This is a genomic window from Chelatococcus sp. YT9 (assembly GCF_018398315.1).
In the GTDB taxonomy this organism is placed as follows: domain Bacteria; phylum Pseudomonadota; class Alphaproteobacteria; order Rhizobiales; family Beijerinckiaceae; genus Chelatococcus.
Window position 1 is genome coordinate 2,383,023 of record NZ_JAHBRW010000001.1, and the last position, 24,491, is coordinate 2,407,513.

General features: G+C 62.5%; 24 protein-coding genes. 14 read left to right on the forward strand and 10 right to left on the reverse strand.

Going from position 1 to position 24,491, the window contains the following annotated elements:
• Window positions 1-408 precede the first annotated feature (408 nt).
• The 4 genes from petA to KIO76_RS10840 all read left to right on the forward strand — a co-directional run bounded on the left by petA (window position 409) and on the right by KIO76_RS10840 (window position 4,146).
• Complete coding sequence (petA, locus tag KIO76_RS10825; RefSeq protein WP_213323284.1) at window positions 409-969, forward strand: ubiquinol-cytochrome c reductase iron-sulfur subunit; 561 nt, start codon at window positions 409-411, stop codon at window positions 967-969.
• Window positions 970-1,011: 42 nt separating this feature from the next.
• Window positions 1,012-2,301, forward strand: coding sequence for a cytochrome b (locus tag KIO76_RS10830; RefSeq protein ID WP_213323285.1), 1,290 nt, complete (start codon window positions 1,012-1,014; stop codon window positions 2,299-2,301).
• A 127-nt stretch (window positions 2,302-2,428) separates the two neighbouring features.
• A complete protein-coding gene (locus KIO76_RS10835) occupies window positions 2,429-3,307 on the forward strand; it encodes a cytochrome c1 (protein WP_213323286.1) in 879 nt (292 codons plus the stop codon).
• A gap of 308 nt (window positions 3,308-3,615) precedes the next feature.
• Window positions 3,616-4,146: an adenine phosphoribosyltransferase gene (locus tag KIO76_RS10840; protein WP_213323287.1), complete on the forward strand. Its 531-nt coding sequence runs from the start codon at window positions 3,616-3,618 to the stop codon at window positions 4,144-4,146.
• 27 nt (window positions 4,147-4,173) lie between these two features.
• Here the strand turns inward: KIO76_RS10840 and KIO76_RS10845 are convergent, their stop codons facing one another.
• The 9 genes from KIO76_RS10845 to KIO76_RS10885 all read right to left on the reverse strand — a co-directional run bounded on the left by KIO76_RS10845 (window position 4,174) and on the right by KIO76_RS10885 (window position 11,881).
• Complete coding sequence (locus KIO76_RS10845; protein ID WP_213323288.1) at window positions 4,174-4,755, reverse strand: hypothetical protein; 582 nt, start codon at window positions 4,753-4,755, stop codon at window positions 4,174-4,176.
• Between the two features lie 113 nt (window positions 4,756-4,868).
• Window positions 4,869-5,879: a MaoC/PaaZ C-terminal domain-containing protein gene (locus tag KIO76_RS10850; RefSeq protein ID WP_213323289.1), complete on the reverse strand. Its 1,011-nt coding sequence runs from the start codon at window positions 5,877-5,879 to the stop codon at window positions 4,869-4,871.
• A gap of 109 nt (window positions 5,880-5,988) precedes the next feature.
• Window positions 5,989-6,630: a hypothetical protein gene (locus tag KIO76_RS10855; protein WP_213323290.1), complete on the reverse strand. Its 642-nt coding sequence runs from the start codon at window positions 6,628-6,630 to the stop codon at window positions 5,989-5,991.
• Window positions 6,631-6,815: 185 nt separating this feature from the next.
• Complete coding sequence (locus KIO76_RS10860) at window positions 6,816-7,031, reverse strand: endonuclease V (protein ID WP_213323291.1); 216 nt, start codon at window positions 7,029-7,031, stop codon at window positions 6,816-6,818.
• A 9-nt stretch (window positions 7,032-7,040) separates the two neighbouring features.
• Window positions 7,041-8,138 carry a redox-regulated ATPase YchF gene (gene ychF, locus KIO76_RS10865; RefSeq protein ID WP_213323292.1) on the reverse strand — a complete coding sequence of 366 codons (1,098 nt, stop codon included), beginning with the start codon at window positions 8,136-8,138 and terminating at the stop codon, window positions 7,041-7,043.
• Between the two features lie 5 nt (window positions 8,139-8,143).
• Window positions 8,144-8,761 (reverse strand): aminoacyl-tRNA hydrolase, encoded by a 618-nt coding sequence (gene pth, locus KIO76_RS10870; protein ID WP_213323293.1) that lies wholly within the window; start codon window positions 8,759-8,761, stop codon window positions 8,144-8,146.
• A 177-nt stretch (window positions 8,762-8,938) separates the two neighbouring features.
• On the reverse strand, window positions 8,939-9,550 hold the full coding sequence (locus tag KIO76_RS10875) for a 50S ribosomal protein L25/general stress protein Ctc (RefSeq protein ID WP_213323294.1): 612 nt from the start codon (window positions 9,548-9,550) through the stop codon (window positions 8,939-8,941).
• A gap of 485 nt (window positions 9,551-10,035) precedes the next feature.
• Complete coding sequence (locus KIO76_RS10880) at window positions 10,036-10,980, reverse strand: ribose-phosphate pyrophosphokinase (RefSeq protein ID WP_213325210.1); 945 nt, start codon at window positions 10,978-10,980, stop codon at window positions 10,036-10,038.
• 211 nt (window positions 10,981-11,191) lie between these two features.
• On the reverse strand, window positions 11,192-11,881 hold the full coding sequence (locus KIO76_RS10885; protein WP_213323295.1) for a hypothetical protein: 690 nt from the start codon (window positions 11,879-11,881) through the stop codon (window positions 11,192-11,194).
• A gap of 258 nt (window positions 11,882-12,139) precedes the next feature.
• Between KIO76_RS10885 and KIO76_RS10890 the strand changes: the two genes are divergently transcribed.
• The 7 genes from KIO76_RS10890 (at window position 12,140) to KIO76_RS10920 (ending at window position 20,323) form a co-directional block, all read left to right on the forward strand.
• Complete coding sequence (locus KIO76_RS10890) at window positions 12,140-14,224, forward strand: mechanosensitive ion channel family protein (RefSeq protein WP_213323296.1); 2,085 nt, start codon at window positions 12,140-12,142, stop codon at window positions 14,222-14,224.
• A gap of 6 nt (window positions 14,225-14,230) precedes the next feature.
• The gene (locus KIO76_RS10895) at window positions 14,231-14,788 is read left to right on the forward strand and encodes a P-loop NTPase family protein (protein ID WP_213323297.1); all 558 of its coding nucleotides are present in this window, start codon (window positions 14,231-14,233) and stop codon (window positions 14,786-14,788) included.
• A gap of 99 nt (window positions 14,789-14,887) precedes the next feature.
• On the forward strand, window positions 14,888-17,092 hold the full coding sequence (gene uvrC / locus KIO76_RS10900) for an excinuclease ABC subunit UvrC (protein ID WP_502761849.1): 2,205 nt from the start codon (window positions 14,888-14,890) through the stop codon (window positions 17,090-17,092).
• A gap of 89 nt (window positions 17,093-17,181) precedes the next feature.
• Window positions 17,182-17,760 (forward strand): CDP-diacylglycerol--glycerol-3-phosphate 3-phosphatidyltransferase, encoded by a 579-nt coding sequence (gene pgsA, locus KIO76_RS10905; protein ID WP_213325212.1) that lies wholly within the window; start codon window positions 17,182-17,184, stop codon window positions 17,758-17,760.
• A 124-nt stretch (window positions 17,761-17,884) separates the two neighbouring features.
• Window positions 17,885-18,136: a molybdopterin converting factor subunit 1 gene (moaD, locus tag KIO76_RS10910; RefSeq protein ID WP_213325213.1), complete on the forward strand. Its 252-nt coding sequence runs from the start codon at window positions 17,885-17,887 to the stop codon at window positions 18,134-18,136.
• 2 nt (window positions 18,137-18,138) lie between these two features.
• Entirely contained in the window at window positions 18,139-18,615 is a 477-nt protein-coding gene (locus tag KIO76_RS10915; protein WP_213323298.1) for a molybdenum cofactor biosynthesis protein MoaE, read from the forward strand.
• A 268-nt stretch (window positions 18,616-18,883) separates the two neighbouring features.
• Window positions 18,884-20,323, forward strand: coding sequence for an MATE family efflux transporter (locus tag KIO76_RS10920; RefSeq protein ID WP_502761882.1), 1,440 nt, complete (start codon window positions 18,884-18,886; stop codon window positions 20,321-20,323).
• Between the two features lie 317 nt (window positions 20,324-20,640).
• Here KIO76_RS10920 and KIO76_RS10925 read toward each other — a convergent pair whose 3' ends face one another.
• Entirely contained in the window at window positions 20,641-21,531 is an 891-nt protein-coding gene (locus KIO76_RS10925) for a branched-chain amino acid aminotransferase (protein ID WP_213323299.1), read from the reverse strand.
• Between the two features lie 252 nt (window positions 21,532-21,783).
• On the opposite strand from KIO76_RS10925, the gene KIO76_RS30940 reads away from it, so the two are divergent.
• The 3 genes from KIO76_RS30940 to KIO76_RS10940 are packed head-to-tail and all read left to right on the forward strand — an operon-like array spanning window position 21,784 to window position 24,433.
• Window positions 21,784-22,332, forward strand: coding sequence for a MarR family winged helix-turn-helix transcriptional regulator (locus tag KIO76_RS30940; RefSeq protein ID WP_502761883.1), 549 nt, complete (start codon window positions 21,784-21,786; stop codon window positions 22,330-22,332).
• 5 nt (window positions 22,333-22,337) lie between these two features.
• Window positions 22,338-23,054, forward strand: a complete 717-nt coding sequence (locus tag KIO76_RS10935) for a response regulator (protein WP_213325216.1) — start codon at window positions 22,338-22,340, stop codon at window positions 23,052-23,054.
• Window positions 23,051-24,433, forward strand: coding sequence for an ATP-binding protein (locus KIO76_RS10940; protein ID WP_213323300.1), 1,383 nt, complete (start codon window positions 23,051-23,053; stop codon window positions 24,431-24,433). Before KIO76_RS10935 ends, KIO76_RS10940 begins: the two co-directional genes overlap by 4 nt.
• Window positions 24,434-24,491: the final 58 nt, after the last annotated feature.

Sequence of the window (24,491 nt, forward strand, 5' to 3'; positions counted from 1 at the left end):
GACGGAATTGCGCAGCCGGGTGTGGCAAAAAGCGCCGCCTGTGCAAAGATCTCCGAGGGCGGCTTTGCTCGCCGTTCTTTCCCCGGCCAAGCGGTGAAAATCGGCCATACCAGTCATGTCCGGCGGGAATGTCGATGCCCCCCAAGCCTATGGACATGCTTCTAGAACCATGCCAAAGAGCCGCCACATGGACGGTGGTGGCGACTCCCGGTCGCATTGCGGCCATCGTCACGCCGTGTTTGTTGCTATGGCGGCAGCGGTGCTGCCTTGCGGGAGGTCTCGTTCGGGATGGCAAGCTGAGGACCTGGGTTCTCATTGCTTTCCGTCGGGCCAACGTGGGTGTTGCTGGCGTTGGAAAGTGTGATCCGGCGCTAGCAGAACCGGAATATCGAGGACTGGGGAGCCGTTGTGGCTGAGATAGCAAGTTCTGAGCCGACCAGGCGGGATTTTCTGTACATCGCGACGGGCGCCGTCGGCGCCGTTGGGTTGGCGAGCGTCGCCTGGCCCTTCATCAGCCAGATGAATCCCGATGCGTCCACGCTGGCTCTGAGCACGGTGGAAGTTGACGTCGGCCAGGTGGCCGAAGGGCAAAGCATCACCGTCAAATGGCGCGGCAAGCCGGTTTTCGTCCGTCACCGCACATCCAAGGAAATCGAGGAAGCCAAGGCCGTTCCGCTCGCCCAGCTGGTCGACCAGAATGCGCGCAACGCCAATCTGGATGCGGATGCCTCGGCCACGGACGCCAACCGTGCAGCGGCGGGCAAAGAAGCCTGGCTCATCATGATCGGCATCTGCACCCATCTTGGCTGCGTGCCGCTTGGCCAACAGGGTAATTATGACGGCTGGTTCTGCCCCTGCCATGGGTCGCATTATGATTCCGCCGGTCGTATCCGTCAGGGGCCAGCGCCGGAGAACATGCATATTCCGGTCTATTCCTTCATTTCCGATACGACCTTGCGCATCGGTTGATGGCCGCAGCAGCGTGAAGCCGGGGAGCTACCTGAGAGAGCCATGAGCAGCGGACATTCGACCTACGTTCCGAAAAGCGCCTTTATGAAGTGGTTCGAGAGCCGCCTTCCGCTTGGCGGGCTCATCCATTCGTCCTTCATCGCTTTTCCGGTCCCGCGCAACCTGAACTACCTGTGGACCTTCGGCGGCATCCTGTCGTTCATGCTGGTCGCGCAGATCGTCACGGGCGTCGTGCTGGTGATGCACTATACGCCGCATGTGACGCTGGCCTTCGCCTCTGTCGAGCATATCATGCGCGACGTGAACTACGGCTGGCTGATCCGCTATCTGCATTCCAATGGCGCGTCGATGTTCTTCATCGCCGTGTACATCCACATGTTTCGCGGCATGTATTACGGCTCTTACAAAGCGCCGCGCGAAGTGCTGTGGATCCTCGGCGTGATCATCTTCCTTTTGATGATGGCCACCGCCTTCATGGGCTACGTGCTGCCTTGGGGCCAGATGAGCTTCTGGGGCGCCACCGTCATCACCAATCTGTTCTCCGCGCTGCCTTTTGTCGGCGAGCCGATCGTGACTTGGCTGTGGGGCGGCTTCTCGGTCGATAACCCGACGCTGAACCGCTTCTTCTCGCTGCACTACCTGCTGCCGTTCATGATCGCCGGCGTTGTCGTGCTGCATATCTGGGCGCTCCACCACGTCGGCCAGAACAATCCGACTGGCGTCGAGATCAAGGACATCAAGAAGGACACGTTGCCCTTCACGCCCTACGCGACCGTCAAGGACGCCTTCGGCATCGTCTGCTTCATGCTGTTCTTCGCCTGGTTCGTGTTCTACCAGCCGAATTACCTCGGGCATGCTGACAACTACATCCCAGCCAATCCGCTGGTGACACCCGCGCATATCGTTCCGGAGTGGTACTTCCTGCCCTTCTACGCGATCCTGCGTGCCATCCCGGACAAGCTCGGCGGCGTGCTCGCGATGTTCGGCGCCATTGCCGTGCTCGCCTTCCTGCCCTGGCTCGACACGTCGAAGGTGCGCTCGGCAGTGTACCGTCCGATCTATCGCCAGCTCTTCTGGGTGCTGGCCCTCGTGTCGGTCGGCCTCGGTTATCTCGGCGCGATGCCTCCTGAGGGCGGCTACGTCATCGCCTCCCGTCTGTTGACTGCTTATTACTTCATCCACTTCCTGGTTCTTCTGCCACTGCTTGGCCTCATCGAGAAGCCGAAGGCGTTGCCGAATTCCATCGCAGATGCCGTGCTTGCCAAGCAGGCAGGTGCCGGTGGTGCGGTGGTCGCGCAGGCGGCGGCCTCAGCGCCGAGCACCAAGGGATGATGGCTCGTCGCGAGATGGGCTCCCGTCCGTCGGGCAATGGCCGCATGGGGCCATTGCCTGGTGATGGGGACAGAATGATGGTTCAGATGGGCCGGCCAATGGCCATCGCCGAGGGATTTTGAGGGATATGTCGAAGCCTGGTCTTCTCATCGCCGGTGTGGTGGCCGCCATGGTCGCGCTTGCCGGTGCGGCATCGCTGCCCGCTGAGGCTGCGGAGGGAGCGCCCAAGCCCCCACGCGAATCATGGAGCTTCTCCGGACCCTTCGGAACGTTCGACCGAGCTCAGCTCCAGCGCGGTTTCAAGGTTTACCGTGAGGTCTGCTCCGCTTGCCATGGGCTTGGCCTCGTCGCTTTCCGAAACCTCGCCGAGCCGGGCGGCCCGGAGTTCAGCGAAGCTCAGGTCAAGGCACTGGCCGCCGAATACCAGATCCACGACGGCCCGAACGATGCCGGCGACATGTTCGATCGCCCGGGTCGGCCGGCGGACCGCTTCCCGCTGCCATTCCCCAATGAGCAGGCGGCGCGTGCCTCGAACGGCGGCGCCTTTCCTCCGGACTTTTCGCTGCTCGCCAAGGCCCGCACCTACGAGCGCGGCTTTCCCTGGTTTCTTTTTGACGTCGTGACGCAATACCAGGAGCAGGGTCCGGATTACATCCACGCTATTCTCAATGGCTATGTTCAACCGCCTGCAGGCTTCGAGCTTCAGCCGGGGCAGCATTACAACGAGTTCTTCCCCGGCCATCGCATTGCTATGGCAAAGCCCATCAACGATGGGCAGGTCGAATATCCGAAGCTGCCGAACGGCCAGCCGCAGGTCCCTGAAACGGTCGAGCAATACAGCCATGACGTGGCTGCGTTCATGATGTGGGCAGCCGAGCCTCACATGGAGGCCCGCAAGCAGACCGGCTTCAAGGTCATGGTGTTCCTGCTCGTGTTTGGCGGCTTGCTCTACTTCACCAAGAAGAAGATCTGGGCCAAGGCGCATGACGAGGAAGCCAAAGCCTGAGGTGATGGGTTGAGGCTACGCCGCTACGGCTTCCGCCACTGCCGATGCGTTTCCAATATCGGCTTGTTTTTCCGGCCGTCTCGAGGAGCTCTCGGGGCGGCCATTATTTTTGCAGCGTGCTCCCCGCCGCGCCGCACGGCTGATATCCGTTCATAGAACGCGCTGACAGCCATACGGCGACATGAGACATGTACATGTCGACCTTGCCGTTTGATCGCTCAAGTCACTTGCGCTCCTGTCGTGTCTGGTCGAATCTGGAAGAGATGCGCGTGCGTTGCGTGAGGGAGCGGTGAATAACCGAACGGCTGATGACAGACCTGAAGGCGGCGATACGCAGCATTCCTGACTATCCCAAACCCGGTGTGGTCTTTCGCGATATCACGACCCTTCTCGGCGACGCGCGCGCGTTTCGCCGGGCGGTGGACGAGATGGTGCAGCCGTGGCCGGGGTCCAAGATCGACAAGATCGCCGGCATCGAAGCTCGAGGCTTCATTCTCGGCGGCGCGGTCGCACATCAGCTCTCGGCCGGCTTTGTGCCGATCCGCAAAAAGGGAAAGCTGCCGCACGAGACGGTGCGCGTCGCCTATTCGCTGGAATACGGCATCGATGAAATGGAGATGCATCGCGATGCCATCACGCCTGGCGATCGTGTCATCCTCGTCGATGACCTTATCGCCACGGGCGGGACGGCGACCGGGGCGGTCAAGCTCCTCAATAACATGGGCGCTGAGGTTGTCGCAGCCGTCTTCGTCATTGATCTTCCCGAACTCGGAGGCGCCGAGCGTCTGCGCAATCTCGGCATCACTGTGCGGACCTTGATGAGCTTTGATGGACACTAAGGCTGCAGGATCTCACGATCGCCGATGCTAAGCCGCTGGTGCCCTCTGGGCGCGGGTTTTGGCGTAACGCGGGAAGAACCATCGGTCCGCTTCCGGGGTCTGTATCGTTCCCCGCAGGACGGCTGCTGGCTGTAACCCCGGGTATCCTTCAAAGACGTGCCGGCCGGCCGCGGTTTGGTTCTGGTAAGCCGTGAGCCAGCCGACGCCGATCCGAAGTTCGCTGAGTTCCATCGCGATGTTCGCGAGATACTGATGAGGGTCCCGAAAGTCGCTCATGAGGGCCACAAGTCCGACTTCGCGTAGCGCCCAACCGTGTAGTTCGCGGGCGATCTGAGCATGGGCGGATTGTGTCGTCATCATGGAGTGGCCGCTCATGACCACGATGAGCTTGCAGCTGCGATCGAGTTCCCGGAACGCCGGCTGGCGGTGGCTGAGCGGTGTATAGACGAGGTCCGCGCCACGCGCTTGCGAGGGTGGCCAGAGCTGACCGTGCGGCGCAAAGCAATGTGCTTTATCCAGACTGTAGCGCCTGCGTAGTCCATCCGCGACGTTGCGGACGTCATCGTCGAGAACATTGAGGTTGATCAGAAAATACTTGTCCCACCGCATGGCTTACTCGCTGGATTCCACAGGTGGGCATACATGTAATATGTGGACCCGCAGCGTGGCGACGCAACGCCCGCGTGCAGCAGATCGGACCGAGCACGCTGTGAGGGCTGCGCTTAACTCGTGTGTTGTTGACTCCGTTCCCAGAACACCGCGCCGTCGAATGCGAATACACACTCGCCATGCTGGTTGTGGGCCGTGTTGTGATGCGACACGATTCCCCATTGGGGGCGGGAAGCTGACAACCGTTTGCTACTGATGCGTGAGCGATAAGTGAGCGTGTCGCCTGCGAACACGGGCTTGATCCATTTAAGATCCTTCACGCCGGGGGACGGACCGAGGCGCGCTGCATGACCGTCACGTTCCAGGGCAACCTGAAGGAGGGCGTTGCGGCGTTCCACCATCTTCTTCATCCACACGGATCCAGTATGCCAGCCGGATGCGCAGAGACTTCCGAAGAAGCTGCTGCGGGCCGCCACCGGATCGGTATGGAACGTCTGGGGATCATAGGCTTGGGCGAAGGCGATGATATCGGCTTCTCTGAACGTATGAGAGCCAAGGACCTGGGTATCGCCCACCGTGAGGTCGTCGAAATAGAGCTGCTGATCCATGCTCGCTTCGCCCGCCAGCGTGGCCGCGGCGGCGGCAGGCACAACACGCGGTATGGCGGTCGGCCGATCCTCCAGGGGTGGCTCGTGGGTGCCGAACATGACCCAGTTGACTTGGCGCATGAGCAGCGTGCCGGACTGGTTCGCCGTCTCGATCGCAAACTGTACCAAACCCATCTCCGGGCGGCTGCGGGACTTGCGCTTGTCGAGGGTCTCAATCGTGACGTGGAGCTCGTCGCCAGGTCGCAGCGGAGCGCGCCACTCCACCGAGTCGATGCCTGGAGCGCCAAACGCCCGCGATTGCGTGAGGAAGCAGTCCGCGATCGCCCGCATGGTCAGGCAGCACGTATGCCAGCCAGAGCCGATATGTTCGCTGTAGAAACCGCCGCTTTCGCCCAAGTGCATGGGCTGCGCGTCATATTCTCTGGCATAGGCAAGGATGTCATCGGCGGTGACCGGGGGCAGACTATGGTGCCTGCTCTCGCCCACCACGAAGTCCTCAAAATGCAGCTGCGACATGTGCATCCTTCGATATGATTTGCGGCTCCATGCGTTAAGACCCTAACCCATGGGTCAGGCAGGGAAAAGTTGACGCAGGTATGCGGTTGCGGCACGGCTGCAGGCTGTCTCAGGTCAGTCGCCGGCGTAGATTGCAAAGCTGCGGCGACGTGGTCGAAAAACGCCGCGTTCCAGGCAGCACAACATCGATGTTGCCTTTTACGAGGCGGATACGATCATTGTCCGCGGATTTATACCCATGGTAATAATGTAAATCGATATCTTCATCGCTATTGATACAGGTGTGCCAGGGGCTGCCAAAATAAGAGAAGGTCAACATGGCAGTTTCCCGGTAGCCAATCAGCCATCCGTGATCGATCCCGCGCATCGCGATGTCTTTGGACAGAATGTCTAGAAACCGACCTTTTCCGGTAAGGCATGCCTTGAAAGAAATGAGACCTACTTCCTTGAGACCGGAGTTTACAAGTTTCGAGACCAAGGTCGCCATGTCCATGCTGCAAAGGCCGAACTCACTGCCATGCGACACGATCATCAGCTTTGACGTACGATCGACGGCCGCGAGCGATGTTGGCAAGAGGGGAGAGGCGTTAAACATCGCTCCCGCGAGTTCTGGATATTTGCCAAAGTCACCACAGCCGTGGAAAAAATGCCTACTTGGCGGTATATTATACCTTACTTGAAGCTTTCTGGCGTAAATGCTCGTAATCAGATCGATATTTATGTTAATAATAAAGTATTTTTTCCACTTCATGGGGCAGTTCTCAGTTTGTTATGAATATATATGGTGATATTTCGCTTTCTCCGTGTCTTATTGCAGCGCGTTCTGCCTGTGTAACAGGGTCTGCGCCGCATCATTGCTCGATCGCGAGCTACTCTGGCAGCCCGTCTTGGCGAGACTGTGAACGGCGTACAAGCACGCAGACCACGTAGCCCACTCTACCGATCCCGCGCGGCAGTCCTCACCGCCTTGTGGACGGCGACGGTGGCTTTCGATACGTCGTCGCGCACACTGACATCAACGCCGGCGACCTTGATCCTGTCGAGATCGAGCGGCGGGTCGGCGATCATCTCCGCGCGCATGCGCCGTTGCAGGTCGATCGCCTCGCTGAGTGCCAATCTCCAATCGTGGCGGTGCGTCAGGCGCATCGCCATCGCCTCGTTCTAATTGGCGAAGCGGAAATGCAGGACATCGCCATCGGCGACCACGTAATCCTTGCCTTCCAGACGAAACTTGCCGGCCTCGCGGGCGCCAGCCTCGCCCTTGCAGGCGATGTAATCGTCGTAGGCGATGGTCTCGGCGCGAATATAGCCCTTCTCGAAATCGCTATGGATGACGCCGGCGGCCTGTGGGCCCTTGGTGCCCTGCTCGATGGTCCAGGCGCGCGCTTCTTTTGGACCCACGGTGAAATAGGTGACGAGATTGAGCAGCGCATAGCCGGCGCGGATGACGCGGTTGAGGCCTGGCTCCTCGAGGCCCACCGCCTCGAGGTAGTCCTTCTGGTCCGCTTCTGGCAGAACGGCGATCTCGCTCTCGATCTTGGCGGAGACGACCACCGCGACGGCGCCTTCCTCGGCAGCGCGGGCTTTTACCTCGGCGGAGAAGCTGTTGCCTGTGTCGGCGCTTGCCTCCTCGACATTGCAGACATAGAGCACCGGCTTCGAGGAGAGAAGGCCGAGCATTGCGAAGGCCTTACGCTCGTTATCGGCGACCTGCACCAGCCGGGCGGGCTTTCCCTCGCGCAGCAGGGCAAGGCAGCGATTCATCAGCTCGACTTGCTCCTTGGCCTCCTTGTCGCCCGACTTGGCTTTCTTTTCGAGGGGCACCACGCGCTTCTCGAGGCTTTCGAGGTCGGCAAGCATCAGCTCGGTCTCGATGGTCTCGATGTCGTTGATCGGCGCGATTTTACCTTCCACGTGGGTGATGTCGCTGTCTTCGAAACAGCGCACCACGTGGGCGATCGCATCGCATTCGCGGATATTCGCAAGAAACTGGTTGCCGAGCCCTTCGCCGCGCGAGGCGCCGCGCACCAGTCCGGCAATATCGACGAAGGTCAGGCGCGTCGGGATGATCTCCTTCGAGCCGGCGATGGCGGCAAGCTTGTCTAGCCGTGCGTCAGGCACCGCGACGTCGCCGACGTTCGGCTCGATGGTGCAGAAGGGATAGTTCGCCGCCTGCGCGGCGGCAGTCTGCGTCAGCGCGTTGAAGAGGGTGGACTTACCCACGTTGGGGAGACCCACGATGCCGCATTTGAAACCCATAGTACCTACTCCTTCGCGGCGCCGCGCTCGCCCACGCGTTTTACATCCCCCCAGCCGCGGCCATCCATGGCGAGGTGTACCTTGTTCTGAAAGCTCGGGTCCTCGCCCTTGGCGAGATGGCCCGCGTTGTCAGCCATGATCCGTGTGAGGTCTTCGACCCACGCCATCTCGTCGCGACCGAAGTCGCTGAGCACATACGGAAGCACGAGTTCCTTGCCGGGATGGCCGATGCCGATCCGCGCGCGGCGGTAGTCATTACCGACATGGGCGGTGATGGAGCGCAGCCCATTGTGCCCGGCGCTACCCCCGCCGGTTTTCATGCGCAGCTTCGCGGGCGCGAGATCCAGCTCGTCGTGGAACACCACGATCTTGTCGAGGGGAATCTTGAGAAAGCGTGAGGCCTCGCCGACTGCTCTCCCGGATTCGTTCATGAAGGTTTGCGGCTCCATCAGAAGCACGCGTTGGCCGGCGATTTCGGCCTCAGCGACGCGGCTGGCGAACCGCTGTCGCCACGGCCCGGCCTTATGCACATACGCGATCATCTCGATGGCGAGGAAGCCAACATTGTGCCGGTTGAGCCGATAGCGGTCCCCGGGATTGCCGAGCCCGACGAAGAGGAGCATGGCGACAGGTCTCGGTTGGGCGATACCCGGCCTTAAGGCGCAAGCCCGCATCGAAACAGACAAAAGGCCCCGTCATCGGCGAGGCCAGCGAGATCACAGCTGCATTGGGCACAAAGGCGTCAATGGCGCGCCGCGTGATAGAAAGGCCGGAGCCGGCGTCGGCCCCGACCGTAAGGCTTACTCTGCCGTCGGCTCGGCCGCGGCATCCTCAGCCACTTCGAGCTTCGCCGGAGCGGCGATGGTCGCCACGGTGAAGTCCTTCTCGTGGGTCGCGGCCTTGGCACCGGCGGGAAGCTTGACGTCTTCCAGGTGGATAGACGCGCCGATCTCCAGGCCAGTGACATCGATCTCGACCGCGTCAGGAATGGCATCAGCCGGGACGATCAATTCGATTGTGTGGTGAACGACGTTGAGCACGCCACCGGTCTTGAGACCGGGCGAAGCTTCCTGGTTCACGAAATGCACCGGCACTTCCACGCTGATGGTGGCGTCCTTGGACACACGCAGGAAATCGACGTGCAGGGGCGTGTCCTTGACCGGGTCGAGCTGGTAGTCGCGCGGAATGACGCGCGTCTTGTCGCCGCCGACTTCAATCTCGAAGAGGGTGGTCAGGAAGTGGCCGGCGAAGATCAGCCGCTTCGTCTCGTTGTAGTCGAGCGCGATGGAAACGGGCGGCTGTCCGGAGCCGTAGATCACGGCGGGAACTTGGCCTTGACGACGAACTGCACGGGCGGCCCCCTTGCCGACCCGTTCGCGCGCCACGGCCTTGATCTGCTTCACAGAGGTCATGGTTTAGTCCTTGGTACGACCGGATGAAATGCAAAGAACCGCGCAGGATGCGCGGTTGCCTTGAACGTCGTCCGGTGGGCGCCGATGGCACCCCGTGGTTTTTCCAACGTCGAAGTCTATACGCCCGTGCCTCCAAGGGTGTCTGGCGGGCGCGCGGGGCTTATACCGCCGATCGCGCCGGAAGACAAATCCGCAGGGACGGCGACCGGGGATGACATGGAATGATCAGCGCTGATCCCTCCCCTCAGGGGAGGGTGGCCTCGCGCTAGCGAGGTCGGGTGGGGCGAGGCGCGAGCGCGATGCTCCGCTGTCGATGCAAGTGCGCCGTTCGCCAGCCGGGTCAGCACAAGGGCATCCGTCTTCCTCACCCGGCGCCTACGACGCTACTCTCCCCTGAGGGGAGGGATCAGCGCGGCGCCCGGGGAAAACTTGGCCAGACGCACTGCAGCTGACGCGCCGGGGGCCTCGGCGGCGGTGCGCGCCACTCAGTCGAACAGGCTGGAGACGCTCGATTCCGAGGCGGTGCGGCCGATGGCTTCGCCGAGCAGCGGGGCGATGGTGATGGTGCGGATGTTGCGCGCCACCTTCACCGCCTCGGTCGGCAGGATGGAATCGGTGATCACCATTTCCTTCAGCTGTGACGAGGCTATCCGTGCCACAGCGCCACCTGAGAGAACCCCGTGGGTGCAGTAGGCATAGACGTCGCGGGCGCCGTGGGCGAGCAGCGCTTCAGCCGCGTTGCAGAGCGTGCCACCGGAATCGACGATGTCGTCGACCAGGATGCAGGTGCGTCCCTCGACGTTGCCGATGATGTTCATAACCTCGGATTCGCCCGGCCGCTCGCGGCGCTTGTCGACGATGGCGAGCGGCGCATCGATCCGCTTGGCAAGCGCGCGGGCGCGCACGACGCCGCCGACGTCCGGCGAGATGACCATGAGATTGCCGAGCTCGAGCCGCTCCTTGATGTCGCGCACCATGACCGGCGCGGCAAAGAGGTTGTCGGTTGGAATGTCGAAGAAGCCCTGGATCTGGCCCGCATGCAGGTCGACCGTCAGGATGCGGTCAGCACCGGCATGGGTGATCATGTTAGCGACGAGCTTGGCCGAGATCGGCGTGCGACCGGCGGCGCGACGATCCTGGCGCGCATAACCGAAATAGGGCAGCACCGCCGTGATGCGACGCGCGGACGAACGGCGCAGGGCGTCGATAATGATCAGCAGTTCCATGAGGTGGTCGTTCGCTGGGAACGACGTCGGCTGCACGACGAATACATCCTCGCCGCGTACATTCTCGAGGATCTCGACGAAGATCTCCATGTCCGCGAAACGCTTCACCTGGCAAGCGCCGAGCGGGAGCTCAAGGTAGGAGGAGATGGCCTCCGCCAATGGGCGATTGGCATTGCCCGCGACAAGTTTGATCGAGGCTTTCATGCGGCCGACTTCCGTATGTGAGATGGCGCGATGCGAAATGGCTGTCATGCCGAATGTCACGCTGCCGACATAATCCATTCTCGCGGGCTCATAACAGCCGAAGCGCTGGCGAACAATACCGGCCGCCGCTCAAAATCGGCCATTGTCGCTCTTGACGCCGGCGCCGGGACAATTCTGCCACGCATGGCGCGTCTCCGCGCGCGGGAATGCCTTACTCAGAGAAGCCGAGTGCCGTCGTTGCCGCCGCCGTCTGGCCCATCGAGGCGGCTTGGCCCACGGATCCCTCACCACCCGATGTTTGCATACCGTCACCAGCCGACGCGACTACGGTGGCTGAGTTGCCGGAAGCGGGAGCTGGTTCCACCGCAGCGGCCCTGGTGACGAAGGTCTGGCCGCCGGAGCGCGCGTCAGTCGCGAGGAAGCCCGCCACTTCGCTCATGCTTGTCGAGGCCACCTTGTTAATGACTGTCTGATCGACGGAGGTCCAGGCATCGCTTGTCCCGGCATCCGTCTTACCGGCGTGCCCCGCCGATCCGGTCACAGAGAAGCTCGTCCCCTCGATCCGCTTGGCGCGGCGCTTGTCGCCGTCAAAGACATCCCAGACGAACGCAAGTTCCGTCGAGCCGTCCTGGCGATCATACGCGGTGAGATAGCCCCTGAGCCTGTAACGCGCGTCCGTGCCCGAAACGAGTTCCACCTTGCGTGCCGCCGCGGCCGATGCCAGTGCGCTGGACAGCTCGGACTTCACGGGATCAGGCGCTCCCTCGATGCTTTCAAGCGCGACAGGCATTCCAGGCGGCGCGTTCATGGCGGTGGGATTGGTCTGACAGGCGCCGAGCGCAAGCGTTAGCGTTGCGATGCCGCCGGGAATCAGCAGCGAGGTCAATGCCTTTTGGGTCATACGTTTCCGCCGCTCCGTTCCGCTGATTTTCGCTTAACAGACTCTTAACGTTTACGCCGCCCTCACGGCAACGTCCAGTTCACTCGATGGTGTTGGTTACCATCCCGCGCATGATGATGCCGGAAAGAGATAGAAACGCTTGCGCGCAAACAACTTACGCGCAACTTAGAGCAACAGTCCGCGCCCGCCGGCTTTCTCTCCCAAGCGGAGGCTTAGCAAAGCGTGGGACGAAGCAGCTTCCGTCACGAGGGATTGGCGATGAGTCGTGCGTTCAACATCAGGCCGTGGCGGCTCGCCATGTCTGTGCTGGCGGTTTTCGTGGTGGGCATGATCCTTGGTGTATCCGTAGCGGACGCGGCAACACCGGCCGAAGCGCCGCAAGCTGAGGCGGCGACGGGCAACGTGCTTCGCAACGAGCTGGACAGCGGCTTTACCCGGGCTTGGGCGAAGGTCGACGACATCAGTGGCCGTCTAGCAACGGTCCTGGCGGCACTGCCCGCGGCGCCCCGCGGGTTGGCGGAGGGCACGGTCGCGCTTCTGGGCACGGCCACGTATCCGGTGCTAACCCTTTCCAAGGCGCTTGCCGTCGTTCTCGTCGTCATTGTTCTGCCCCCTCTCATCAGTGGTCTCATCAGGCGCTGGATGCGGCACGTCACCTTCGCCGGGCCAAGTGCTGGCGCGATATTGCGCCACGGTCTGCTCGACATTGTAGCCCTGGGGATCACCGTTGCCGTCGTGGGTGTTTTCGGGCGCCGCTTGCTGCAAGGGCCGACATTGTTCGATACCTTTGCCGTCGGCTTGGGGCTCGCCGCCGTGCAGTGGCGCATCTGGATGCTGCCGTTCCTCATCTTGTTGCGGCCGGCTGATCCGGAGCAACGGCTTGCCGTAGCGGATAATCATCGAGCCCGAATGGCATATCGCAGTGCGGGGCTGTGTTTCGCAGCCGGCTTTGTCGCAGCGAAATACCTGCCTCTCATGGTAGATGTGGGCATGCCCATCGTCGCAGCGCAAGCCGCAGGTACCGTCGTAGGCGCGCTGATCATGATCGGGGCCATGACGGCGCTGCAGCGGTTTTTCGCTCAGGCTCGGGGCTGGCGCAAGACGCTCGGGATTGTGGCGAAGGCCATGGTGGTCGTGGGCTGGGCGCTCTGGACCATCGGCCTCAGCATGCTGAAGTTCCAGGCCTACAACATCGTGTTCTGGGCCATGGAGGTGGCGATTGCCACCTATGTCGTCGAGCGCCTCCTTTCACGCGCGATCGCGCAGCGGGCGGCGAATGGCGCCCCCGGCCACGACAAGAATCATTTCTCGCTCTTGCACATCATGCGGCGCGTCGTCGTACCTGTGGCGGCTGCTGTCGTGCTCGTCATGCTGGCGCGTTCGTGGCTGGTGGATGTGCTCGGTGTCTTCAGCTGGGAAGAGTGGCTGAGATTCGACCATGCTTTGATCATGGTCGTCACGGTGCTTATTCTCGGCCACATCGCCTATGAGCTTCTCGGCTACTGGTCCGCGACGAAGCTGGCTCCACCCCCTGTGGCGGTGCCGGCGGACGCGGGCCATGAGGATCTTCTTCCCGGCACAGGGCAGCCCACTTCGCGTCTGTCCAGCATCATGCCGGTCGTGCGCGGGTTTTTCGGCGTCCTTGTGGTCGCGACAGCGTTGCTACTCGGCCTGTCGCATCTCGGCGTCAATATCTCGCCGCTGCTCGCGGGGGCAGGTATCTTCGGTCTCGCCTTTTCATTCGGCTCCCAGACCCTGGTGAAGGACATCGTCTCAGGCGTCTTCTTCGTGGCGGATGATGCGTTCCGGGTGGGGGAATATATTCAGGCGGGGAGCCACAAGGGCACTGTGGAGAAGCTTTCCCTGCGATCTGTCCGGGTGCGCCATCAGAACGGCCAGTTTCACACGATTCCCTACGGCCAGCTCGGCGCGGTCACGAACTTCAGCCGCGATTATGCGACCATCAAGTTCAACCTTCGCCTCGCGCGGGACACCGACATGGAAAAGGCGCGCAAGCTTGCCAAGAAGGTCGGGGTAGAGCTGGCGGAGATGCCCGAGTATGCCGATCAGTTCATCGCACCGTTCAAGATGCAGGGTGTCACGGATATCGAGCCGAACGCGCTCCTCTGCCGCTTCAAATTCACCGTCAAACCCGGCAAGCAGACCATGATCCAGCGAGAGGCCATCAAGCGCCTTCACAAAGCTTACCACGACAACGGCATCGAGTTCGCTTCCAATGCCGTGGTCGTGCAGGGGCAGAGTGGCGCGCCGCATGAACAGGCGCTCGAAGCCGCCGGCGCTGCAGCGACAACGCTTACCCCCGCGCCGTCCCCCGCCGGGTGAGCGCAGATGCAGGATGAGGTCCGTCCTCGGCGCATCGCCATTCTCGGCAGCGCCGGCAGTGGCAAGTCGACGCTCGCCAGGCAGATCGGCGAGCGCCTCGGCCTGCCCGTGATTCATCTCGACGTGCTGTTCTGGGAGCCCGGTTGGACTCAACCGGATGACACGGCGTTCCGGGCGCGGGTGGCGGCTGCGCTCGCGGGTGATGCCTGGATCTCCGAGGGCAACTATTCCCGCCAGACCTTTGACCTGCGTGTACCGCGGGCTGACCAGGTGATCTGGATGGAAACGCCCCGGCTCCTCTGCCTGTGGCGCGTGCTGGTGCGTGGGCTGCGGGGAGGGCGCCGGCCGGACCTGCCGGCGGGATGCGAGGAGAAGATGAATCGGGAATATGTTGAGTTCTTGCGGTACGTCTGGAATTTCAACAGGGACGTTCGCCCGCGCATCGAAGCCCATCTGAAAGCGGTCGGGCCCTCGGTTTCCGTCACGCGCCTTCACAACAGAGCTGATATCGCGGCTTATCTCGAAACGTTGCCTGCCACGCGCCAGGCTGTGGCCAGCCTGTGACGCGAAAGCGTCACCCGGGATCAGCCGGCGTGAAATGCATCGAGATGTGGGGTTGATCGCTGCAGTCCCCTTGACCTCGGACGCTGCCGGGGTCACGTCATGCGCATGGTGACGGGACGCGACGACGAGCGGAATGAGGAAAACAAGGCACCGGTCGTGCCGGCATCGCTGACGACGGGTGAGGGCGTTGCTGGCGAGGATGCCGGTGATGTCACGTCGAACATCGACTTCGACTTCGCTGAAAAGGCGCCTGCCTCACTGCGTGCGGGCGCGATGGTCATTCGCGATTTCTGGCAGACTGCTCCCAATAGTCCCGGCGTCTATCGCATGATCGATGCGGATGGTGACGTGCTGTATGTCGGCAAGGCCAGACATATCAAGAAGCGCATCGCCTCCTACATCAAGGGCATCGGCCATGGCGGCAACCGCACCGCGCGCATGATTGCCGAGACGGCGGCGATGGAATTCGTCGTCACCCAGACGGAAACCGAGGCGCTGCTGCTCGAGGCCAATCTCATCAAGCAGCTGCGCCCGCGCTACAACGTGCTGCTCAGGGACGACAAGTCGTTTCCCTATATCCTTTTGACAGGCGACCATCCCGCGCCGCAACTCGTGAAGCATCGTGGCGCGCGCAACCGCAAGGGGGACTATTACGGTCCGTTTGCAAGCGCCGGCGCCGTGACGCGCACCGTGAATGCCCTGCAGCGCGCCTTCCTGCTGCGCACCTGCACCGACAGCTACTACGAGAACCGAAGCCGCCCCTGCCTCCTGTTCCAGATCAAGCGGTGCTCGGCGCCGTGCACCGGCGAGATCGACCTGGACGACTACGCGGGGCTCGTCGCGGAGGCACGCGCCTTCCTGTCCGGGCGCTCGACCGCCGTGAAGAAGGCTCTCGCGGCGGAGATGCAGCATGCTTCCGAGGAGCTGGAGTTCGAGCGGGCTGCCCGCTACCGCGATCGTCTCGCGGCGCTGTCGGCGGTGCAAGCAACCCAGGACGTCAATCCGCAGTCCGTGGAGGAAGCGGATGTCTTCGCCATCGATCTTCAGGCTGGACAGTTCTGCGTGCAGGTCTTCTTTTTCCGGAACTATCAGAACTGGGGCAATCGGGCCTATTTTCCCAAGGCAGATGCAGGTTTGACCCCGGACGAGGTACTCTCATCCTTCATTGCCCAGTTCTACGATGACAAGCCTTGTCCGCGGCTCGTGTTGCTGTCCCACGACCTGCCCGAGCAGGGACTGCTGGCGGAGGCACTTTCCACCCAGCGGAGCGGTCGGGTCGAAGTCGCGACGCCGCGCCGGGGCGAGAAGCGCGACCTCGTGGAGCACGCGCTCAAGAATGCAAAGGAGGCGCTGGCCCGCCGATTGGCGGACAGTGCCTCACAGGAGAAGCTTCTGGGTGGGCTTGCCAAGGCCTTCGGCCTCGCCGCGCCGCCACGTCGCATCGAGGTCTACGACAACTCGCATATCATGGGGACCAATGCGGTCGGCGCGATGATCGTCGCCGGACGCCAAGGGTTCATGAAGACGCATTATCGCACCTTCAATATCCGTTCCGAGGATCTCACGCCCGGGGATGACTTTGGGATGATGCGGGAAGTCCTGAGCCGCCGATTTGCTCGCCTCCTCAAGGAGGCGCCGCGAGGCGGCGCAGACCTGTCGCCGGCAAGTGCCGTTGCGCCGGAAGATATGGCTCTGCCTCTCGTCGGGGCCGGCGGGGGGATCGGGGAGATGCCTCTGGCAGCCCCGTCGCGACAGTCATCCTCCCTTCCGGAGGGAGCGGAGGCCACGCTCGAGGCCGAGCTGGACGCTGAGCCAGACGACGATCTTCTGGATGATGACAGCTTCCCGGCCTGGCCTGACCTCGTCCTGATCGACGGTGGGCGCGGGCAGCTCGAAGCGGCGCGGGCGGCGCTCGCCGAGATCGGCATCACAGACGTGCCGCTGGTTGGCGTCGCCAAGGGCGCGGATCGCGACGCGGGGCGGGAGACCTTCGTGATGGCCGAGCGGGCACCGTTCAAGCTCGCGCCGCGTGATCCCGCGCTCTATTTCATCCAGCGTCTGCGGGACGAGGCGCACCGCTTCGCGATCGGTACCCACCGTGCGAAGCGCAAGCGCGCCTTTACGAAGAATCCGCTTGACGAGATCACGGGCATCGGTCCCTCGCGCAAGCGGGCCCTGCTCCTGCATTTTGGCACCGCCAAGGCGGTGTCACGCGCCTCGCTGGAAGATCTGCAACGGGCGCCGGGCATCAATGCAGCGACCGCACGAACTATTTATGAGTTCTTTCACGAGAATCAGGGCTGAATAGCATGGTCGATGGAATTTCTCCGAAGCCGTTGACCGCAGCAGATACTCATGGTTCTTCCGGGAGCAGTGATTTGCCCGGTCTTTCGATGCGACGCGCACGTACGTTCAGCCTGCCCAACATCCTGACCTATGGTCGGGTACTTGCTGTTCCGGCTCTGGTGATCTGCCTTTTCTGGCCACATGACACCGTTCTGCGGTGGGGCGCGTTCTTCATCTTCGTCGCAGCCGCGATCACCGATTATTTCGATGGCTACCTGGCCCGGGCCTGGTCGCAGCAATCGGCAATCGGACGAATGCTTGACCCCATTGCCGACAAGCTGCTGGTGGCGGCGAGCCTGCTGATGCTGGTGGCGGACGGGACCATCCGCAGCTGGTCGCTCTGGGCAGCCATCATCATTCTCTGCCGCGAGATCCTCGTGTCGGGCCTCAGGGAGTTTCTGGCGGAACTGCAGGTGAGCGTGCCGGTAACCAAAGTCGCCAAATGGAAGACTACCCTGCAGCTTCTCGCTGTCGGTTTTCTCGTGGCGGGCCCTGCCGGCGATCGTGTGATGGGCGGGACGACGCAGATCGGTCTGGTGCTCCTCTGGGTTGCCGCCCTGCTGACGCTTTATACGGGCTTCGACTATTTCCGTGCCGGCTTGCGGCATCTTATCGACCAGGAGTAGAGGGCTTGGCGAGGAGTGGCTGAAGAATCAAGGGTGGGGCTTGTTTCGGTCCGCTCACAGCGGCACTACATAACTTATCGTCGTTGGCCCATGCGGCCCTGTCAGGATATGACCGATGGCCGAGGTGAAGCTGATTTATTTCGCGTGGCTGCGCGAGCGTATCGGGCGAGGTGAGGAGATGATCGTTCTCGCCCCTGGCATAAAGACGATCGGTGATCTGGTGTCGTGGTTGCGTACACGCGGCGAAGGATACGCGTCGGCCTTCGCCCAGCCGGATATCGTGCGCGCCGCCGTCGACCGCCGCCACTGTCGCCCTGACACACCGCTGGCCGGCGCACGCGAGATCGCCTTCTTTCCTCCGATGACAGGCGGCTGACGATGACTACAGCGGGCGCCTCCATCATTGTCCAGGTCCAGCGGGAGCCGTTCGATCCCAGCGCCATCGCTGCCCAGCTGACGACGGGTCGTACAGATATCGGCGCGGTGGTCACTTTCACTGGCCTGTGCCGTGACGAGAACGGCGCACTGGCGGTATTGGAGCTTGAACACTATCCCGGCATGGCCGAGGAGGAGATCGGCCGGCTCGTGGAGGAGGCCGCCAAGCGCTGGCCCCTCGTCGGCCTCGCCGTGGTCCATCGCTTCGGTCCGATACGCCCCGGCGAAATGATCGTGGCCGTCGTGACCGCATCCATTCACCGCCAAGCCGCTTTCGAGGCAGCGTCCTTCCTGATGGATTATCTCAAGACGTCGGCGCCCTTCTGGAAGAAGGAGCATCGCATCGATGGCGCGGAGACCTGGGTTGGGGCGCGCGCCAGCGATGACCAAGCAACCGACCGCTGGCGGTCAGTGGAATAGAGATTAAGTGCTTTCCCTTACTCTAGTCTGGCTCGTCCCGGCCGTCCCGATGCCTTGGGGCATCTTTCCCTCGCGATCACCGGGACAAGCGTGGTGATGACAATATTGCCTGCGGGCCATTCCGGAACGCATGGCTGAATTGTCTGGCATTGACGACGCATAGGCACTGGTTGCCGCATAAATAATCAAAATGCGTTGTGGCACCCATCAGAATAACTCATGAGTGCACAATATGGCGGCATCTGCTGATGTCGCGTACAACGGCGGCATGAGTACGACTGTGCCGAACAGGACCGCCATGTGGCGTGCATGGCGCGCCGAGGCGCGCGCCATGGCAGCCCTGGGCTGGCCGCTGATCCTCACCAATGTCGCCCAAACGGCCATGACCACGACGGACGTGATCATGATGGGCCGTATTGGGCCGCAGGCGCTCGCGGCGGGCGCTCTCGCCGCCAATCTCTATTTCGCGGTGCTGATCTTTTGCATCGGTCTCGTCACGGCCACGGCGCCGATGGTCGCGAGCGAGCTTGGCCGTCATCGGCATTCCGTGCGCGACGTGAGGCGGACAGTCAGGCAGGGGTTCTGGTCGGCCGCCATCATCTCACTGCCGGCTTGGGCAGTCCTCTGGTACGGCGAGGCGATCCTGCTCGCCTTCGGCCAGGAGAGGGGGCTCGCCGCCGCGGCGGGTAGCTATCTCAGGACGTTGCAGTGGAGCATCCTGCCGTTCCTGCTTTATCTCGTCCTGCGGTCCTTCGTTTCGGCGCTGGAGCGTCCCTTGTGGCCGCTCGCAATCGGGCTTGTCGCGATCCTCTTCAATGCAATGGCGAACTGGTGCCTGATGTTCGGCAAGCTTGGCTTCCCCGCGCTGGGCCTGCCAGGGTCGGGCATTGCCACGTCCCTTTCGAGCACCTTGCTCTTTGCGGGGCTAGCCGTGGTGATCGTGACCGATCGTCGGTTCCGTCGGTATCATCTCTTCGGCCACTGGTGGCGGGCGGACTGGCCGCGGCTGGTCGCCTTCTGGAGGCTTGGCCTGCCCATTGCAGCGACGATCACGCTGGAAGTAACCATCTTCAATGCGGCTGCCTTCCTGATGGGGCTGCTCAGCTCTTCGGAACTGGCCGCCCATGCCATCGCGATGCAGATCGCCTCGCTCGCCTTCATGGTGCCGCTTGGAGTGGGGCAGGCCGCGACCGTGCGTGTCGGGCGTGGTTATGGCGCCCGTGATCCGGAGGCCATCCGTCGCGCGGGCTGGATGGCCTTCGTGATCTGCATGAGTTTCATGGCGGTGACGGCGTCGGTGATGATCCTGCTACCGCAGCTGCTGATCAGTGCATTTCTCGATACAGCGGATCCGGCGAACGCCCAGGTGATCGGCTTCGCCGTGTTGTTCCTTGCCTTCGCGGCGTTGTTCCAGGCGGCAGACGGCGGGCAGGCGGTGCTGATCGGCATGTTGCGCGGTCTGCATGATACGCGCGTGCCGATGCTCATTGCCGCGACAGGCTACTGGATCATTGGCCTTCCCCTTGGGGCGGTGCTCGCCTTCCCGCTCGGCTGGCGGGGCGCGGGCATCTGGACCGGGCTCGCAACCGGGCTCGGGGTTGTCGCCCTGCTATTGATGTGGCGTTGGCTGCGCCGTGACCGCATCGGCCTCGTTCCGACGAGAATCAAGGCGCAGGCGCCGCTGGACCTTGCCGCCGCGCATCCGTGAGGTGTGGCGCGGGGTTTTTGGTCAGGCTGTCGGGGTTTTCTTGGACGCCGCGCTGGTCCCTCCCGTTCAGGCGAGGGTGGGGCGGCTGGGAGCTGCCCGTCGGAAGACGCAACAGCTGGATAGCGATGGAGCATCCCTTCGGCCGAGTGCCCCACCCGACCTCGCTGGCGCGAGGCCACCCTCCCTGAAGGGGAGGGATCGGCACTGGCGGTTTCCTGGCGGCTTGCCTGGCATGACCGTCGCTTGATCTCAAACGGAAGGGGCCGGTCTTCGCAGACCGGCCCCCTTCGCTATAGACAGAGAATCAACCGTTCTTATCAGGCTGCGGCTTTGGCCTTCGGCTGCACCTCGCGGGTGTAGTCATCGGCAAGCGCCTGTGTGATGGCGGCTGGCGTGAACTTGTACGCGCCGATCTCGCCGACCGGTGTCACCTCGGCGGCAGTTCCGCAGATGAAGCACTCGCTGAAGCTGGCCAGTTCTTCCGGCAGGATGGTGCGTTCGTTGACCGCAATGCCGCGGCGCTTGGCGAGTTCGATCACCGTGCGGCGGGTAATGCCGTCCAGGAAGCAGTCCGGCGTCGGGGTGTGCAGTGCGCCGTCCTTCACGAAGAAGATGTTGGCGCCTGTGCATTCCGCCACGTGGCCGCGCCAGTCCAGCATGAGCGCGTCGGCGTAGCCCTTGCGCTCGGCCCGATGCTTGGAGATGGTGCAGATCATGTAGAGGCCCGAAGCTTTCGCCTTCGAGGGGATCGTCGCCGGATCAGGGCGCCGGAACTCAGCCATGTCGAGGCGGATGCCCTTGAGGCGGGCTTCCGGATCGAAATAGCTCGGCCATTCCCAGCTCGCGATCGCGAGATGGATCTTGTTGTGCTGGGCAGAGACGCCCATCATTTCGGACCCGCGCCAGGCGACCGGACGGACATAGGCGTCAGCCTTGCCATTGGTCTTGACGACAAGCGCCTTGGCGGCGTCGATCTCTTCCGCGGTGAAGGGGATCTCGAAATCGAGCAGTTTGGCAGACTGGAGCAGACGTTCGGAATGCTCCCGGCTCTTGAAGATCTCGCCGCCATAGGCCCGCTCACCCTCGAATACGCAGGACGCATAGTGCAAGCCATGCGACAGCACGTGCAAGGTGGCGTCCTTCCAGGGAATCAAGGCACCATCGTACCAGATGGATCCTTCTCGCTGATCGAAGGGGGTGGCAGACATTTGAAAAATCTCCTTGGCAAGTCCCCGCGAGCTTACGATGTGCTTATGATTGGGACTTAAACATAGCGTGCATCGACCCGTTAGGGTTCTTTCGTTTCGCGGATGACGCTTGACGAGTAACAATCTGCCTGAGATATGTCAATAAGGCTGACATAAAAATAGGAGTGCCGGGTGACGCAACTGCGTACGCGAACCGCGGCTCGACGGCCTGCCGAGGCAGACGTCAATCATGCTGAAGAGGAAGCCCGGGACCTGCCGTCCGTCGAGGCGCAACAACCCTCGGGCCCTCGCCTTGGAGGGGAGACAGCCGGTGCGGCCGCTGCCCAAGACCGCGTGTCCCCCGATTACGAGATCATCGAACTCTTTTTCTTCGCCTATCGCGACTTTGTGAGCGATCCGGATCGCATGCTCAACTCCTATGGGTTCGGGCGGGCTCACCATCGCATTCTGCACTTCGTAGGGCGTCAGGCCGGCCTCAATGTCGCCGAGCTTCTGGATATCCTGCGTATCACCAAGCAGAGCCTCAACCGGGTCCTCAAGGAATTGATACGCGACGGTTTCGTGGAGCAGCGCGCCGGCGTGACGGACCGTCGTCAACGCCTGCTGTATCTGACGGAGAAAGGGGAGGCGCTGTCGCTGGCCATGTCGGCTGTGCAGCAGGAACGCATTGCCCGGGCCCTTTCAAAATGCGACGCTGCGGCGCGTGAAGCGGTGCTCGATTTCCTGTTCGCCATGATCGATCCGGATGACAGCGCCCACGTCGCGCGTTTGGTTTGGAAGGGAGCAGGGCGGCCGTCGTGACCCGCATGGATCTCGCACAGGTGGAACTGGTGGATGACGCGCCGCATCTGCTTGTTGTCGATGATGACCGGCGTCTGCGGCAGCTGCTGGCGCGCTTTCTGAACCAGAACGGATACCGCGTGACCGCCGCGGCGTCAGCTGCCGAGGCCGAGGGCATGCTCGGCCACATGATCTTCGATCTCCTGATCCTCGATATCATGATGCCCGGCGAAAACGGTTTCGATTTTGCGCGGCGGCTCAGAAACGGCTCCGACGTGCCTATCATCATGCTGACGGCTCGCACCGAGTCCGCCGACCGGGTGGAAGGCCTTGAGATCGGCGCCGACGACTATCTGTCGAAGCCCTTCGAGCCACGCGAGCTGCTGCTGCGTATCGGGAACGTCCTGCGACGGCTGTCCAACGAGGCCGCGGACGCCGGACCGCAGCGAGAGGCTGTGCGCTTTGGCGATTTTCTGTTCCGTCTCGATCGCGGTGAGCTCAGGTGCAACGGCGAGATCGTCCGGATCACCGACAGGGAGCGCGAGATCCTGACCATTCTCGCCAATCGGGCGGGAGAGCATGTGCCCCGGGAAGAGCTCGCGGGCCATGGCGGTGCGGCAAGCGAGCGCACCGTCGATGTCCAGATGAACAGGCTGCGGCGCAAGGTGGAGCGTGACCCGGCAAATCCCGCCTATCTCCAGACCGTGCGCGGCATCGGCTATAGGCTGCTTGTCGACGGATGACCAACTGGTTGAGCCACGGCGGGCTGACCAAGGCGATCAGTAGCCCAAGCGCTCTGTTCGACCGTTTCGCGCGCCGCGTCGGCAGTCTGCTGCCAAAAGGGCTCTATGCGCGCACGCTGATCATTATCATCGCACCTTTCATCATTCTCCAGTCGGTCGTCGCCTATGTGTTCATGGAGCGGCACTGGCAGTTGGTGACGCGGCGCCTGTCCTCGGCGGTGACCAGCGATATCGCGGCAATCATAGACGTCTACGAGAGCTATCCGCAGGATGCCGACGCGACGACGCTGAGCAATATCGCCAGCGACCGGCTCGGGCTCGACATCGACTTTCTGCCCGGCACGGACTTGCCGCCGCCGGGGCCCAAGCCGTTCTTCTCGATCCTTGATGGCGTCCTTTCGGATGAGATCCGCAAGCAGATCGGGCGACCCTTCTGGATCGATACGGTTGGACGCTCCAATCTCATCGAGATCCGCATCAAGCTCGACAACAAGGTCATGCGGGTCATCGCAAGGCGCAGCCTGGCCTATGCGTCAAATTCCCATATCTTTCTGATATGGATGCTCGGCACCTCCATGGTGCTGCTGCTGATAGCCATCCTGTTCCTGCGCAATCAGATCAAGCCGATCCTGCGCCTCGCCAACGCCGCGGAGAGTTTCGGCAAAGGCCGCGATGTCACGTTCATGCCGCGAGGCGCGCGCGAAATCCGCCGCGCTGGGCAGGCGTTCATCGAAATGCGCCGGCGCATCGAGCGCACGATGGAGCAGCGCACCACCATGCTGAATGGCGTCAGCCATGACCTGCGCACCATTCTCACCCGGTTCAAATTGTCGCTGACGTTCGTCGAGGACAGCGCGGAGCTCGACGCGTTGCGGGCAGATGTGGACGAAATGGCCCGCATGCTGGAGGCCTATCTTGCCTTCGCCCGAGGCGATACCGGCGAGCAGGCAGTCCCGACCGATATCGTCGAAACCCTGCAGTCGGTTCGCAGCGACCTCGAGCGCCAGGGTGAGGAGGTGACGGTCGAGGTGAGCGGACCGCTCGTCGTGACCGTGCGGCCGGATGCTTTCCGGCGGCTTCTCGTCAACCTGATCACCAATGCGCTCCGTCACAGCGTGGTGGTGGAAGTGCGGGCGGTGGTGGAGGGGCGCTGGCTTGTCCTCACAGTCGATGATGACGGACCGGGTGTGCCAGTGGACCAACGTGAGGAGGTCTTCAAGCCGTTCGTCCGGCTGGATGAGGCCCGCAACCTGGATGAGGGCGGGACGGGGCTCGGGCTTGCGATCGTACGCGACATCGCACGATCGCATGGTGGTGACGTCACGCTTGCCGACAGCCCGCTTGGCGGTCTCAGGGCTTTGGTTCGGCTGCCCGTATAGGGCCGCTAGGCTGCGTCCCCTGGTGGATTGGAAGCGTGTTCCATTTCGCGGCGAGCCA

Coding starts and splice junctions, on each gene's coding strand:
- KIO76_RS10845 (WP_213323288.1), bottom strand. CDS start 4,755: ATGCGGTGGGACAAGTATTTTCTGATCAACCTCAATGTTCTCGACGAT.
- KIO76_RS10885 (WP_213323295.1), bottom strand. CDS start 11,881: ATGACCCAAAAGGCATTGACCTCGCTGCTGATTCCCGGCGGCATCGCA.
- KIO76_RS10895 (WP_213323297.1), top strand. CDS start 14,231: ATGCAGGATGAGGTCCGTCCTCGGCGCATCGCCATTCTCGGCAGCGCC.
- pgsA (WP_213325212.1), top strand. CDS start 17,182: ATGCGACGCGCACGTACGTTCAGCCTGCCCAACATCCTGACCTATGGT.
- KIO76_RS10875 (WP_213323294.1), bottom strand. CDS start 9,550: ATGACCTCTGTGAAGCAGATCAAGGCCGTGGCGCGCGAACGGGTCGGC.
- KIO76_RS10830 (WP_213323285.1), top strand. CDS start 1,012: ATGAGCAGCGGACATTCGACCTACGTTCCGAAAAGCGCCTTTATGAAG.
- KIO76_RS10940 (WP_213323300.1), top strand. CDS start 23,051: ATGACCAACTGGTTGAGCCACGGCGGGCTGACCAAGGCGATCAGTAGC.
- uvrC (WP_502761849.1), top strand. CDS start 14,888: ATGCGCATGGTGACGGGACGCGACGACGAGCGGAATGAGGAAAACAAG.
- KIO76_RS10840 (WP_213323287.1), top strand. CDS start 3,616: ATGACAGACCTGAAGGCGGCGATACGCAGCATTCCTGACTATCCCAAA.
- KIO76_RS10835 (WP_213323286.1), top strand. CDS start 2,429: ATGTCGAAGCCTGGTCTTCTCATCGCCGGTGTGGTGGCCGCCATGGTC.
- KIO76_RS10855 (WP_213323290.1), bottom strand. CDS start 6,630: ATGAAGTGGAAAAAATACTTTATTATTAACATAAATATCGATCTGATT.
- KIO76_RS10935 (WP_213325216.1), top strand. CDS start 22,338: ATGGATCTCGCACAGGTGGAACTGGTGGATGACGCGCCGCATCTGCTT.
- KIO76_RS10880 (WP_213325210.1), bottom strand. CDS start 10,980: ATGAAAGCCTCGATCAAACTTGTCGCGGGCAATGCCAATCGCCCATTG.
- KIO76_RS10860 (WP_213323291.1), bottom strand. CDS start 7,031: ATGGCGATGCGCCTGACGCACCGCCACGATTGGAGATTGGCACTCAGC.
- KIO76_RS10920 (WP_502761882.1), top strand. CDS start 18,884: ATGAGTACGACTGTGCCGAACAGGACCGCCATGTGGCGTGCATGGCGC.
- KIO76_RS10915 (WP_213323298.1), top strand. CDS start 18,139: ATGACTACAGCGGGCGCCTCCATCATTGTCCAGGTCCAGCGGGAGCCG.
- ychF (WP_213323292.1), bottom strand. CDS start 8,138: ATGGGTTTCAAATGCGGCATCGTGGGTCTCCCCAACGTGGGTAAGTCC.
- KIO76_RS10925 (WP_213323299.1), bottom strand. CDS start 21,531: ATGTCTGCCACCCCCTTCGATCAGCGAGAAGGATCCATCTGGTACGAT.
- pth (WP_213323293.1), bottom strand. CDS start 8,761: ATGCTCCTCTTCGTCGGGCTCGGCAATCCCGGGGACCGCTATCGGCTC.
- KIO76_RS10890 (WP_213323296.1), top strand. CDS start 12,140: ATGAGTCGTGCGTTCAACATCAGGCCGTGGCGGCTCGCCATGTCTGTG.
- KIO76_RS10850 (WP_213323289.1), bottom strand. CDS start 5,879: ATGTCGCAGCTGCATTTTGAGGACTTCGTGGTGGGCGAGAGCAGGCAC.